The 12,979-nt window shown below is 71.2% G+C and carries 13 protein-coding genes; 9 read left to right on the forward strand and 4 right to left on the reverse strand.

Annotated elements, in window-relative coordinates:
- From IEW07_RS17405 to IEW07_RS17415, 3 genes are all read left to right on the forward strand, one after another.
- Positions 1-409: nuclear transport factor 2 family protein (locus IEW07_RS17405; RefSeq protein WP_229741945.1), on the forward strand; the 409-nt coding region annotated here is incomplete at its 5' end.
- Positions 410-451: 42 nt separating this feature from the next.
- Positions 452-814, forward strand: a complete 363-nt coding sequence (locus tag IEW07_RS17410) for a YciI family protein (protein ID WP_188539560.1) — start codon at positions 452-454, stop codon at positions 812-814.
- A 35-nt stretch (positions 815-849) separates the two neighbouring features.
- Positions 850-2,313, forward strand: coding sequence for an alpha/beta hydrolase (locus IEW07_RS17415; RefSeq protein WP_188539562.1), 1,464 nt, complete (start codon positions 850-852; stop codon positions 2,311-2,313).
- Positions 2,314-2,475: 162 nt separating this feature from the next.
- Here IEW07_RS17415 and IEW07_RS17420 read toward each other — a convergent pair whose 3' ends face one another.
- Together IEW07_RS17420 and IEW07_RS17425 are read right to left on the reverse strand one after the other, a co-directional pair.
- Positions 2,476-3,978, reverse strand: a complete 1,503-nt coding sequence (locus IEW07_RS17420) for a GntP family permease (RefSeq protein WP_188539564.1) — start codon at positions 3,976-3,978, stop codon at positions 2,476-2,478.
- Between the two features lie 305 nt (positions 3,979-4,283).
- The gene (locus IEW07_RS17425) at positions 4,284-5,063 is read right to left on the reverse strand and encodes an IclR family transcriptional regulator (RefSeq protein ID WP_188539566.1); all 780 of its coding nucleotides are present in this window, start codon (positions 5,061-5,063) and stop codon (positions 4,284-4,286) included.
- 170 nt (positions 5,064-5,233) lie between these two features.
- Between IEW07_RS17425 and IEW07_RS17430 the strand changes: the two genes are divergently transcribed.
- The 5 genes from IEW07_RS17430 to IEW07_RS17450 all read left to right on the forward strand — a co-directional run bounded on the left by IEW07_RS17430 (position 5,234) and on the right by IEW07_RS17450 (position 10,746).
- A complete protein-coding gene (locus tag IEW07_RS17430; protein WP_188539568.1) occupies positions 5,234-6,484 on the forward strand; it encodes a CaiB/BaiF CoA transferase family protein in 1,251 nt (416 codons plus the stop codon).
- A 52-nt stretch (positions 6,485-6,536) separates the two neighbouring features.
- Positions 6,537-7,739 carry an acyl-CoA dehydrogenase family protein gene (locus IEW07_RS17435; protein WP_188539570.1) on the forward strand — a complete coding sequence of 401 codons (1,203 nt, stop codon included), beginning with the start codon at positions 6,537-6,539 and terminating at the stop codon, positions 7,737-7,739.
- A gap of 108 nt (positions 7,740-7,847) precedes the next feature.
- A complete protein-coding gene (locus IEW07_RS17440) occupies positions 7,848-9,074 on the forward strand; it encodes a thiolase family protein (protein WP_188539572.1) in 1,227 nt (408 codons plus the stop codon).
- A complete protein-coding gene (locus tag IEW07_RS17445; RefSeq protein ID WP_188539574.1) occupies positions 9,071-9,877 on the forward strand; it encodes an enoyl-CoA hydratase/isomerase family protein in 807 nt (268 codons plus the stop codon). Before IEW07_RS17440 ends, IEW07_RS17445 begins: the two co-directional genes overlap by 4 nt.
- Positions 9,877-10,746, forward strand: coding sequence for a 3-hydroxyacyl-CoA dehydrogenase family protein (locus IEW07_RS17450; RefSeq protein WP_188539576.1), 870 nt, complete (start codon positions 9,877-9,879; stop codon positions 10,744-10,746). Before IEW07_RS17445 ends, IEW07_RS17450 begins: the two co-directional genes overlap by 1 nt.
- Before the next feature lie 89 nt (positions 10,747-10,835).
- Here IEW07_RS17450 and IEW07_RS17455 read toward each other — a convergent pair whose 3' ends face one another.
- Together IEW07_RS17455 and IEW07_RS17460 are read right to left on the reverse strand one after the other, a co-directional pair.
- Positions 10,836-11,759, reverse strand: coding sequence for an NAD(P)-dependent oxidoreductase (locus IEW07_RS17455; protein ID WP_308738244.1), 924 nt, complete (start codon positions 11,757-11,759; stop codon positions 10,836-10,838).
- A 10-nt stretch (positions 11,760-11,769) separates the two neighbouring features.
- Positions 11,770-12,183: a carboxymuconolactone decarboxylase family protein gene (locus tag IEW07_RS17460; protein WP_188539580.1), complete on the reverse strand. Its 414-nt coding sequence runs from the start codon at positions 12,181-12,183 to the stop codon at positions 11,770-11,772.
- Between the two features lie 111 nt (positions 12,184-12,294).
- On the opposite strand from IEW07_RS17460, the gene IEW07_RS17465 reads away from it, so the two are divergent.
- The gene (locus IEW07_RS17465) at positions 12,295-12,933 is read left to right on the forward strand and encodes a TetR/AcrR family transcriptional regulator (RefSeq protein ID WP_188539582.1); all 639 of its coding nucleotides are present in this window, start codon (positions 12,295-12,297) and stop codon (positions 12,931-12,933) included.
- Positions 12,934-12,979: the final 46 nt, after the last annotated feature.

Consider the following 12,979-nt stretch of genomic DNA (forward strand, 5'->3'; position numbering starts at 1 on the left):
AGGACCATCCCGCACCTCGAACACCCACCCCGCCTACCAGCAGCTGCTTGACATAGGAGCAACCATGGCCCCTGACAGCACCGACGTGGTCCGCAGGCTCCTCGCCGCCTACCTCGCCCAGGACGAGGCGGCGGCGCGCGAGCTCGTCGACGACGACCTCCGCTTCACGTCGCCCCAGGACGACGCCATCGACAAGGCCGCCTGGTTCGAGCGGTGCTTTCCCACCGCGCAGCGGGTGGCGTGGCAGGAGCCCCGCCAGGTCGTCGAGGCGGAGCCCGGCCTGATCTTCCTCCGCTACGAGTACGAGCTCAGATCCGGCGGGCGGTTCCAGAACATGGAGGCGATCACGGTGCGCAACGGACGCGTCGTGGACGTCCAGGTCTATTTCGGAGGCCCGCCCCGCCCCTAGACTCCGAAGCAACACCCGCCCCGCCAGGAAGGCCCGCCCACCATGAAGCACTACCTTCTCAGCATCGAACAGCCCGACGGCGGTCCCGCCGCCCCCGCGATCCTGGAGCCGGTGATGCGGGACGTGGCCGCGTTCAACGAGGAGCTGCGGGCCGCCGGCGCCTGGGTCTTCGCGGGCGGGCTGGACCGGGCCGAGGCGTCGGTGGTGGTGCGCTTCCACGGGGAGGACCTGGTCACGACCGACGGCCCGTACGAGCGGGAGGACGAGCACGCGGGCGGGATCTGCATCGTGGCCGCTGAGGACTACGACGCCGCCATCGAGTGGGGCCGGAAGCTGGCCCTGGCGACCACGCTGCCGGTGGAGGTGCGCGAGTTCCAGGGCGAGCCGGAGGAGCACCTGGCGTAGGTCGCGGCCTCGACCGGAACCTCGAGGAGAGACCTGTGAGCCTGAGAATGAGCCTGACCTCCTCCGTGGTGCGGGCGCGCGGCCGGCTGTCCCCCCGGACGCCCGTCGAGCAGCTGCACGGCCGCCCCTACCCGGAGCCGGCCGCCGTCCCCGCGGACCTGCGGCGCTCGCACCGCGTGGAGCGGACCGAGGTGTCCGGGCGGCCGGTGCTGCGGCTGACTCCGCGCGCCGGGGCGGACGGCACCCACCTGATCTATCTGCACGGCGGAGCGTTCGTGATGCCGCTGCTGACCGCGCACTGGTGGATCGTGCGGGAGCTGGTCAAGGGCACGGGCACCACGGTCACGGTGCCGCTGTACCGGCTGGCGCCGGAGGGGGACGCCAACGAGGGCTACGACTTCCTGCGGGCGGCGTGGGCGTCGCTGGTGTCCCAGCCCTCCGTGGAGCGGGTCGTGGTGGCCGGGGACTCCGCCGGAGGCTGCCTGGCGATCGGGCTCGCCATGATCCTGCGCGACGCCGGGGAGCGGATGCCCGACCACGTGGTGGGGTTCTCGCCGGCCGTCGACGTCAGCGCGACCCACCCGGCGGTGCGGGAGCTCGACCCGCACGACCCGATGCTCAGCACCGACGTGGTGATGCCCATGGCCGCGGCGTGGGCGCGGGACCGCTCCCTGCAGGACCCGCTGGTCAGCCCGCTGTACGGGTACCCCGCGGGGCTGCCGCCGGTGCACGTGGTGCAGGGCGGGCGGGACATCCTGGCCCCGGACGCGCTGACGTTCGCGGGGAACCTGCGGCGTGCGGGCAACGAGGGGCGGCTGATCTACGAGCCCGGGGCGTTCCACGTGTATGTCGGCGCCTGGTGGACGCCGGAGGCGAGGCGGGCGTTCCGGCACGTCCGGAGCCTGCTCCGCGGTCCCGGAAGCGTGGAGTCCGGAAGCGTGGACTCCGGCAGCGTGGGCTCCCACAGTGTGGGCTCCGGCAGTGCGGGATCCAACAGCGTGGGCTCGGGCGGAGCGGGCGCCGACGGCGCTCGCCGCCGGCGGGGACGCCCCGGCCGGGCATCCGATCCGCTCGCGGGAGCGGCAGACCGAACAGAGAGCCGAGCAGAAGGAGGACGCATGAGCGTCGAGATCGACGAGCAGGGGATCGTGACCGCCAACGGGCGTGCCGTGGACTACGCGACGGCGTACCGCTGGTGCGTCGACTCGCCGGAGACGATCACCGAGCTGGTGCAGGACACGAAGGCGTTCGCCGTGGTGATCGCCGCGGCCGAGCACTCCGGCCCGGCGGAGCAGGCCGCGGCCGTCCGCCAGGCGTTCGTGGCGGGAGTGCCACGGCAGCCCGGCGCCACCTGGGCCGGTGCGGTGCCGCAGGGCCCGGGTCCCAACACCCCGGGGGAGCCGTCCGAGGGCGGGGTGGACCTCCCCGGTGAGGAGCCCGCGCCGGTCCCGGGCGCGCCGGCGTCGGGGAGCCCGACGGGAGCCGCCGCCCAGCCGTAGGAGGGCACGACAGCACGAGCACGACAGCACGGGCACGACAGCACGGGCACGGATCCGGGGCCGGCGAGGCCCCTCGCCGCGGGCGGTGTGCCGGAGACGACCGAGGCGGGTGCCCCGCGTGGGGGCACCCGCCTCGGCAGGGGACGTGCTCGTCGGGGAGGATCAGAAGGCTCCGAACAGGCTTCCCAGGAGCACGACGACGATCAGCGCGGCGACCGGGATGGCGACCGAGACCATGCCGACGTCCTTGTAGGACTGCCGGTGCGTCATGCCGCAGATCACCAGGAGGGTGATGACGGCGCCGTTGTGGGGCAGGGAGTCGAAGCCGCCCGAGGCGATGGACGCCACGCGGTGCATGAGCTCGAGGCTGACGCCCTGGTCCTCGGCCATCTGCCGGAACTGGTCGCCGAAGGTCTGCAGCGCGATGCTCAGGCCGCCCGAGGCCGATCCGGTGATGCCGGCGATGACGTTCACCGCCGCGGCCATGGAGATGATGGGGTTCCCGCTCAGCCCCAGCACCGCGTTGCGCACGATGGTGAACGCGGGCACCGAGGCGATCACGGCGCCGACCCCGACCTCGCTGGCGGTGTTGAGGATCGGCAGCATCGACGTCAGGGCGCCCTGGTTGAGGGAGTCCTTGGCGTCCTTCAGGCGCCGCCTGTTGAGCAGCAGGATGGTGACGATCGCGGCGGCCAGCGCCAGGACGATGGCCCAGATGCCGCTCACCTTGTCGATCGAGGTGCTGCCGTAGGCCTCCTGCTCCAGGTAGTCGAAGCTCATGCTCGGGAAGACCCACGTGACGAGCGCGTAGTTGAGGAAGACCACGAGGAAGATGGGGGCGAAGGCGACGAGGGCCGGGGGGAGGTCGCGGGCCGGCTCCGCGGCGGGGGGCTGCTCCTGGTCGTCCAGCGCCACCGGGGACCGCTCGGCGACGGGAGCGGTGGTCCCGCGGTCGGCCTCCTTCGCGCCGGGGCCGCGGCGGCGTGCCCGGCGCTCCGACGGGATCGAGGCGGCCGAGGCCGACATCGCGTACCCCTCGCCGGCGCGGGCCGCGCGGCGGGCCTGGCGCGTCAGCCAGGCCATGCCGCCGGTGAACATGATGGCGCCGGCGATGATGCCCAGGACGGGAGCGGCGAAGGCGTCGGTGCCGAAGAACGGGGCGGGGATGGCGTTCTGGATGGACGGGGTGCCGGGCAGCGCCGTCAGGGTGAAGGTGAAGCCACCCAGGGCGATCGCCCCGGGCATCAGCCGCTTCGGGACGTCGGCGGCCCGGAACAGCTCGATCCCGATGGGCAGGATCGCGAACGCCACCACGAAGGCGGTGACGCCTCCGTAGGTGAGCACCGCGCAGGCCAGCACGGTCGCGAGGATGGCCCGCTGCGCCCCGACCCGGTCGACGATCCAGCGGGCGATGCTGCTCGCGGAGCCGGAGTCGTTCATCAGCTTGCCGAAGATCGCGCCGAGCAGGAACAGCGGGAAGTAGGTGACCACGTACTTCCCGAGCGCCGGCATGAACACCTGCGTGTAGGTGGCGATCAGGGGCGCCCCCGCGAACAGCGCTGCCAGCAGCGCCATCAGCGGGGCCAGGATCAGGACGTTGACGCCTCGATAGGCGAAGATGATCAACAAGGCCAGCGCCAGCACGACGCCGATGAGTCCGATCATGGTTCGACTCCTTGGAAGTGGGCTCTCCGACTGGGGAGAGACAGGGAAGAAGAGAGTGAAGAAGGGGCAGCGCCGGGAGCAGGCTGCTCGCAGTGGTGTGGATGTCTGCCGTGCGGCAGCAGGGGAGTGCCCTCGAGCGGAAGAGGCGTGTCGAACGCTCGTCAGCGGCCGCGCCGGGCGGCAGCGGCGGAGGATGTCCCCGGTCCGTGGCGGGGATGTGATCTGCGTCTCCCTCAACGATGGCGGGCGGGCGCAGGGGGATCCAGCCCACTTCCGATCAGCGGAAGGGTATTCTTCTCCGGACCCTAAGGGCGGGTGGATCCGGCGGACCGGTTCTCCGCTCCCAGCGCCCGGGAGATGCCGTGGGCGGCGGTCAGCAGGGCCGGAACGGTGAGGGGCACGTTGGCCTCCTCCCGCCGGACGGTGGCGTTCAGCGCCGCGGCGACGGCGCCTCCGGCGCCGAAGACCGGAACTGCGATGCCGGTCCACTCGAGGACCCCGATGCCCGGCAGCGCCGCATAGCCTCGGCGGCGGATCTCCGCGAGGTGCTTGCGGATCGTCGGCGGATCCGTGATGGTCTCCTCGGTCACCTTCTCCAGCGGCCCGGCGAGGACCTCCTCCTGGAGCCATGCCGGGGAGTAGGCCAGCAGGACCAGCCCGGAGGACGTGGCGTGGATGGGCATCCGCTGGGCGACGTGCGCCGCGTCCAGGGCCGCGTCCGGGGCGGAGAGGCGCTCCACGTAGAGCACCGTCCCGCTGTTCAGCACCGCCAGAGTGGTGAGCTGGTGCACCGCGGCCTGGACGTCCTCCATGAACGGCAGCGCGATCTCGCGCAGGGTGAGGGCCCGGGAGCCGCGCGCCGCCAGTTCCCACAGGCGCAGGCCCATCCGCAGCTCCCCGTCGGAGGCCCGCTCGATCAGCCCGTGCCTGACCAGCTCCTCCACCAGGCGGTGGGCGGTGGTCAGGGGGAGGGATGCGCGGCGGGCGAGCTCGGACAGCGACATCGAGGGCACCTGCCGGTCGAAGGCGTCCATGAGCCGCACGACGCGGCTGATCACGGACTCGCCGGCCGGGGAATTCGCCATGGCTGGATCTTCCCACGCGCAGCCGCCGCAGGACATGGGGGCCGGCCCCATCGGGGTCCAGTGGACGCAGACCATTCCTGCTGGAGCATCGGTCGAGACCAGAATAAGTATTGGACGCGGGGTAATCGCCCCTGTCATCGTGAAGGGAACCGCCAGACGAAAGAGGACCGATGACACTGCAGAGCGACCACCGGGAAGTGCGCCCCGGCACGGCCGGCCACGACCCGGCAGAGGACAGGACCGCCCACCAGGACGGCTTCAGCAGGAACGCCACGGGCCCGCTGGCCGGCATCGTCGTCGCGGACTTCAGCCGCGTGCTCGCAGGCCCCTACTGCACCATGCTGCTCGCCGACATGGGAGCGACGGTGATCAAGGTCGAGGGCCCGGGCGGCGACGAGACGCGTGCCTGGAAGCCGCCGGTCCGCGACGGCGAGTCGACCTACTACATGTCGATCAACCGCAACAAGCGGGCCATCGCCCTGGACTTCGCCGACCCGCAGGACCTGGCGACCGCGCGGCGGCTGGCCGGTGAGGCCGACGTGCTCGTCGAGAACTTCAAGCCCGGCGGCCTCGCCCGGTTCGGTCTCGACTACGAGTCGGTCGCGGCGGACAACCCCGCGGTCGTCTACGCCTCGATCACCGGCTTCGGCACCGAGGGCGGGGCGTCCCTGCCGGGCTACGACCTGCTGGTGCAGGCCATGTCCGGTCTGATGAGCCTCACCGGCTCTCCCGAGACGCCGGCGTTCCGCTCCGGCGTGGCGGTCTTCGACGTCATCACCGGCCTGCACGCGGCCATCGGCGTCCTGGCCGCGCTCCAGGAGCGCGGGCGCAGCGGCCGGGGCCAGCTCGTCGAGGTCAACCTGATGACCTCGGCCCTGTCCGGGATGGTCAACCAGACCGCCGGCTACCTGCTCAGCGGCAAGGTCCCGACCCGCATGGGCAACGAGCACCCGAGCATCTACCCCTACGAGCCGCTGCCCACCCGGGACGGGGAGATCGTCCTCGCGATCGGCAACGACCGCCAGTTCCGGACCCTGTGCGGGGTCCTCGAGGCCCCGGCCCTGGCCGACGACCCCCGGTTCGCCACGGCCCCGGACCGCAGCCACCACCGCACGGAGCTGCGCCCGCTCCTCCAGGAGCTCCTGTCCGCCCGGAGCGCCGCGGAGTGGTTCGACATCCTGACCGAGGCCCGCATCCCGTGCGCACCGATCAACGACGTCCGAGGAGGGGTCGAGCTCGCCGACCGCCTCGGGCTGGAGCCGGTGGTCAGCGTGGGCGAGGGCGGGACGGAGCTGCCCGGCATCCGGAACCCCATCGGCTTCTCCGCGACCCCGGCCAGCTACGACCTCGTCCCGCCGGGCCTCGACGCCGACCGCGACGCGGTCCTCGCCTGGCTCGACGCCCGCCCCGAGCACGCCTGACCAGCGCCGGCCGGCGATCCTTCTTCGACGAACCGACACAGAAAGAACTGCCATGACCACGACAGCAGCCAAGTCCGCCATCACCTCCGACTACTTCCGGCTCGACGACGAGCTCACCGCGGAGGAGATCGCGATTCGCGACAAGGTCCGCGCCTTCGCCGAGGGCCAGGTGCTCCCCGTCATCAACGAGTACTGGGAGAAGGCGGAGTTCCCCTGGGAGCTGCTGCCCGGTCTGGCCGAGCTGGGCATCATCGGCACCACCATCCAGGGCTACGGATGCCCGGGCATGAGCCGCAAGGCCGCCGGGATGGTGGCCCGGGAGATGGCCCGGGTGGACGGCAGCATCAACACGTTCCTGGGCGTGCACGCCAACCTGTGCATGGGCGCGCTGAACATGCTCGGCAGCGAGGAGCAGAAGCAGCGGTGGCTGCCGGCGATGGCGCGGCTGGAGAAGACCGGCGCGTTCGCCCTGACCGAGCCCGAGCACGGCTCGGACTCCGTGGCCCTGGAGACCAGCGCCCGCCGCGAGGGCGACGAGTGGGTCATCAACGGGCACAAGCGCTGGATCGGCAACGGCCACGCCGCCGACGTCATCGTGCTGTTCGCCCGCAACGTCGAGGACGGCAAGGTCAACGCCTTCGTGGTGGAGAAGGACGCCGAGGGCAACCACCCGGCCGGCTACGACCCGACGGTGATCACCGGCAAGGTCGGCAAGCGCGCGATCCAGCAGGCCGACATCGTCATCGAGGACATGCGCATCCCCGCGGAGAACCGGCTGGTCGAGTGCCGCTCCTTCGCCGACGTCTCCCGCGTCCTGCAGGCCACCCGCGGCGGGGCCTCGTGGGAGGCCGTGGGCCACGCCATGGCGGCCTTCGAGATCGCCGCCGACTACGCCGCCAAGCGGGTGCAGTTCGGCAACCCCATCGCCGGCTATCAGCTGGTCCAGGCCCGCCTGGCGAACATGCTCAGCGAGCTCACCACCATGCAGCTGATGTGCAACCGGATGGCGGAGCTGGCCGACAAGGGCGAGCTGACCAACGCCATGGCCTCGATGGTCAAGATGTCCACCTCCCAGAAGGGCAAGTGGATCTGCAACGAGGCGCGCGAGCTGCTCGCGGGCAACGGGCTGCTGCTCGAGAACCACGTCGCCCGGCACATGACCGACATGGAGGTCGTCTCCACCTACGAGGGCACCGACTCCATCCAGGCCCTCCTCGTGGGCCGCGACATCACCGGCATCTCGGCCTTCCGCTGATCGTCCCCGGGCGCCCCGGAGTTCCCGGGGCGCCCGCCCGTACGACAGCACCGACGACAGCACTCACGACAGCACTCACGACAGCATTGACGACACAGGAGTCTTTCCATGCCTGAAGCATTCCTCATCGGCGGGGCACGCACCCCCGTCGGGCGCTATGGCGGCGCCCTGAGCTCCGTCCGGCCGGACGACCTGGCCGCCCTCAGCGTCAGGGCCGCCGTCGAGCGGGCCGGCATCGACCCGGCCGACGTCGACGAGGTGATCCTCGGCAACGCCAACGGCGCCGGCGAGGAGAACCGCAACGTGGCCCGCATGGCGTGGCTGCTGGCCGGCTTCCCGGACACGGTCCCGGGCATCACCGTCAACCGGCTGTGCGCGTCGGGGCTGTCGGCGATCATCATGGCCTCCCACATGGTCAAGGCCGGGGCGGCGGACCTCGTCGTCGCCGGCGGCGTGGAGTCGATGTCCCGCGCCCCCTGGGTGATGGAGAAGCCGGCCAAGGCGTTCGCGAAGCCCGGGGACGTCTTCGACACCTCGATCGGCTGGCGCTTCCCTAACCCCGCTTTCCTCTCCGGGGAGCTCTCCCGGGACGGCAAGGCCACCTACTCCATGCCCGAGACCGCCGAGGAGGTGGCCCGTGTCTTCGGCACCTCCCGTGAGGACTGCGACGCCTTCGCGGTCCGCTCCCACGAGAGGGCGATCGCCGCGATCGACGCCGGCCGTTTCGCCGACGAGATCGTCCCCGTGACCGTCAAGGGCCGCAAGGGCGCCGAGACCGTCGTGGACACCGACGAGGGCCCCCGCCCCGGAACCTCCATGGACGCCCTCGCCGGTCTGCGCCCGGTCGTCAGGGGCGGCAGCGTGGTCACGGCCGGCAACGCCTCGACGCTCAACGACGGCGCCTCGGCGATCATCGTCGCGTCCGAGGCTGCGGTCGAGAAGTACGGACTCCAGGCCCGCGCCCGCATCCTCGACGGCGCCTCCGCCGGCGTCGCGCAGGAGATCATGGGCATCGGCCCGGTCCCGGCCACCCGCAAGGTCCTCGAGCGGACGGGCGTCACGGTCGACGACCTCGCCTCCGTGGAGCTCAACGAGGCCTTCGCCTCCCAGTCCCTGGCGTGCATGCGCGAGCTGGAGCTCGACCCCGACATCGTGAACAACGACGGCGGAGCGATCGCCCTCGGCCACCCGCTCGGCTCCTCCGGCTCCCGCCTGGTGGTCACGCTGCTCGGACGCCTCGAGCGCGAGGCCGCTCAGGGCCGCAGGCTCGGCCTGGCCACCATGTGCGTGGGCGTGGGCCAGGGCACCGCGCTGCTCGTGGAGGGGGTCCGATGACGGAGCTCCGGAACGACACCGGCACGCACCTGGACGCCTCCGGTTTCGCCACGCTGCTGGTCGAGGAGCGCGAGGACCGTCTGGCGGTCCGGCTGCACCGACCCGAGGTGCGGAACGCGATCGACCAGGCCATGGTCGACGAGCTGCACGTGGTGTGCGCGCACCTCGAGCGCACCCCGAAGATCCTGCTCCTCTCCGGCACGCCCGGCGACCCGGAGGCCGGGACGAAGGCCGTCTTCGCCTCCGGGGCGGACATCGCGCAGCTGCGCGAGCGGCGTCGCGACGACGCGCTGGCCGGCATCAACTCGGGGATCTTCGACCGGATCGCCAAGCTGCCGATGCCCGTGATCGCCGCGCTGGACGGCTTCACCCTCGGCGGCGGCGCGGAGCTGGCCTACGCGGCCGACTTCCGCATCGGCACCCCGGCCCTGCGCATGGGCAACCCCGAGACGAGCCTCGGCATCATGGCCGCGGCCGGGGCGACCTGGCGGCTGAAGGAGCTCGTCGGCGAGCCGGCCGCCAAGCAGATCCTGCTGACCGGCAAGGTCCTCACGGGCGAGGACTGCCTGCGGATCGGCCTGGTCACCGAGCTCGTGGAGCCCGGGACGCTGATGGACGCGGCGCACGCGCTGGCGGACACCATCGCGGCGCAGGACCCGCTGGCGGTCCGGATCTCCAAGGCCGTGTTCCACGCCCCGCGGGAGGCCCATCCCGTGATCGACACCCTCGCCCAGGGCATGCTGTTCGAGTCCCAGGCCAAGTTCGACCGCATGCAGGCGTTCCTCGACAGGAAGAAGAAGTGATGAGCAACTCCGTACTGCCCGCAGGACTCCCCGCGAAGGTCGGCGTCCTCGGCGGAGGCCGGATGGGCGCGGGCATCGCCCACGCGTTCCTGGTCAACGGGTCGGACGTCGTGGTCGTCGAGCGCGACGACGCCTCCGCCCAGGCGGCCCGCGAGCGGGTCGAGTCCTCCGCCGCGAAGTCGCTCGAGCGCGGTGCGGCGGACGGCAACCTCGACGAGATGGTCTCCCGCCTGACCGTGTCGGTGGACCACGCGGACTTCGGCGACCGCCAGCTGGTGGTGGAGGCCGTGCCGGAGGACTGGGACCTGAAGGTCGCCTCCCTGCGCGGGGTCGAGGAGCGCCTCGCGCCCGGCGCGGTGCTGGCCTCGAACACGTCCTCGCTGTCCGTGTCCGGGCTGGCCGACGAGCTGGCGCGGCCGGAGGACTTCCTCGGACTGCACTTCTTCAACCCGGTCCCGGCCTCGACCCTGATCGAGGTCGTCATCGGCCGGCAGACCCGCCCCGAGCTCGTCGAGCAGAGCAGGGCCTGGGTCCAGGGCCTGGGCAAGACCGCCGTCGTGGTGAACGACGCCCCGGGCTTCGCCAGCTCCCGGCTGGGCGTGGGCATCGCGCTCGAGGCCATGCGCATGGTCGAGGAGGGCGTCGCGAGCGCCGAGGACATCGACAACGCCATGGTCCTCGGCTACAAGCACCCCACCGGCCCGCTGCGGACCACCGACATCGTGGGCCTGGACGTGCGCCTCGGCATCGCCGAGTACCTGCACGAGACCTTGGGCGAGCGCTTCGCGCCGCCGCAGATCCTGCGCGACAAGGTCGCCCGCGGCGAGCTCGGCCGCAAGACCGGCAAGGGCTTCTTCGACTGGAGCTGACGGACCCGGGACACGGAGAGGCCGGACGACGCAGAGAGGCCGGATGGGGATTCTCCCCATCCGGCCTCTCTGCGTCAGATCCGGTGCCGCTACTCGGCCTGCGGCTTCTGGCCCATGGAGTCGAACAGCTGGGTGGAGGACAGGGCGTTGAAGGGCATGGCGACGTTGTGCTCGAGGCCCTTGAGGTGGGCGGCTTTCAGGTCCTTGAGCAGCACCGCCAGGGCGGTGTCCGCGGTCCACTGCGAGACGGAGTCCCAGTTCCGGGCCACCCAGCTGTCACCGGTGCTGACCCGGAACAGGTTCAGCAGCTCCTCTTCGGGCAGGTCGTACTGCGCGCCGAACTTGAGCCCCTCGGCGACAGCATTCATGGTGATGCCCAGGATGAGGTTGTTGACCAGCTTCGCTGCCTGGCTGTTGCCCGGCTCGCTGCCGTAGTAGAAGACGTGGGAACCGACGGCGTCGAAGTACGGACGGGCGGCCCGCACGCGGTCCTCGTGGCCCGAGGTCATGATCGACAGCGTGCCGGCCTGGGCCCCGGTGGCCCCGCCGGACACGGCGGCGGCGATGAGCCTCACGTCGCCGGCCTCCTCGACCCGCTGACCCAGCTCGTTCATCGTGTCGGGGTCCAGGGTGCTCATGACGATGACGGTCAGGCCCTGGGGACCGGCGGACAGGAGCCCGTCCTCTCCCAGGATGACGTCGACGTTCTGGGCGTAGTCGCGCACCATGGACACGACCGCGTCGTCGGCCCGTTCGGCGACCTCTTTCAGGGTCTCGGCGATCGTGATGCCCGCCGCCTTCGCCTTCTCGCGGCTTCCCTCGAAGGCGTCGTAGCCGATCACCTCGAACCCGGCCTTGTTCAGGTTGACCGCCATGGGCAGTCCCATGGTTCCGAGTCCTACGAAACCGATTTTCTTGCTCATGATCAGATCCTTTCGGGGTGCTGGTCGATCTCGGTCGTGGCGCGAGCGCACCTTCTGTCCCGACCTTGGCGGAGCGGCGGGGACGTTCACCGAGCAGGCCTCAGTCGTCGGCGGGCTCCAGCTCCATGCCGCGCTCGGCCATGACCTCCTTGAGCAGGGTCAGGGCGTTGAGGACGCGCGGGAAGCCGACGTAGGGGATGCAGTGGATCAGGGCGCCCACGATCTTCTCCTTGGTCAGCCCCACGTTGAACCCGACGTTCATGTGCAGCTTCAGCTGCGGCTCGGTGCCCAGGCCCACCAGGGTGGAGATGGTCACCATGGTCTGCTCCTGCTGGGTCAGGCTCTTGCGGGAGTAGATGTCGCCGAAGGCGAAGGAGACGATGTAGTCCGAGAGCTCCGAGTCCAGGGACTTGTAGGACTCCACGAGCTTGACGTGGTCGAAGGTGCCGGAGTGCTCGGTGGAGACCAGCTCCATCATGCGGTCCAGACCCCGCTGGAAACGATCTTCGGACATGGCGTGCTCCTCGGGAACTCGGCGGAAAAGTCGGTGGTCGCAACTTTGCAAAACGCTACGTTGCGTAGCAATAATATCACTCGAAACGTGCTATGGAGAGGTGTGATCGACGTGAATTCCTCAGTTGCGAGCGACGGCGGAACCTCAGCGAGCGACGGCTCCGGGCACGACAGGCGGCGGGCCCGGACGGAACGAGCCATCCTCGACGCCACACGGGAGCTGCTGGCCGAGGCGGGGTTCGGGTCCCTGACGGTCGAGGGCGTGGCGGGCCGGGCGGGCGTGGCAAAGACGACGATCTACCGCCGGTACCGGTCCAAGAACGACCTCGCGCTGGGGGTGCTGCTCGACATGGTGGGTGACGTGAGCACCCGGCCGTACGCCAGGGACACGCGCACCGAGCTGGTGACGCTGGTCGACCGGACCGTCGGCCTCCTGACCACGAGCCTGCTGGGGCGGGTCATGCAGGGCCTGGTGTCCGAGGTCGCCGCGGATCCCGAGCTCGCACGCGTGTACCGGGAACGGGTGGTGAGCCGCCGGCTGGCGGACGTGAGGGCCCTGGTGGAGCGCGGCATCTCCAGGGGAGAGCTGCGGCCCGGCGTCGACCCCGAGACGGTCACCGATCTCCTGCTGGGACCCGTCTACTACCGGTTCTTCCTGAGCGGCTCGCCCCTGGACGAGGGGTTCGGAGAGCGGCTGGTCGCCACCCTGTACCCCTGTTTCGCCGCCCCGGGGAGGAGCGGCCCGGAGTGACCGGAGCGCACCACGCCCCGGTGGGACCCACCGGGACGTGGCGCGC

The sequence above is a fragment of the Kocuria dechangensis genome, assembly GCF_014636775.1.
Taxonomy (GTDB): domain Bacteria; phylum Actinomycetota; class Actinomycetes; order Actinomycetales; family Micrococcaceae; genus Kocuria; species Kocuria dechangensis.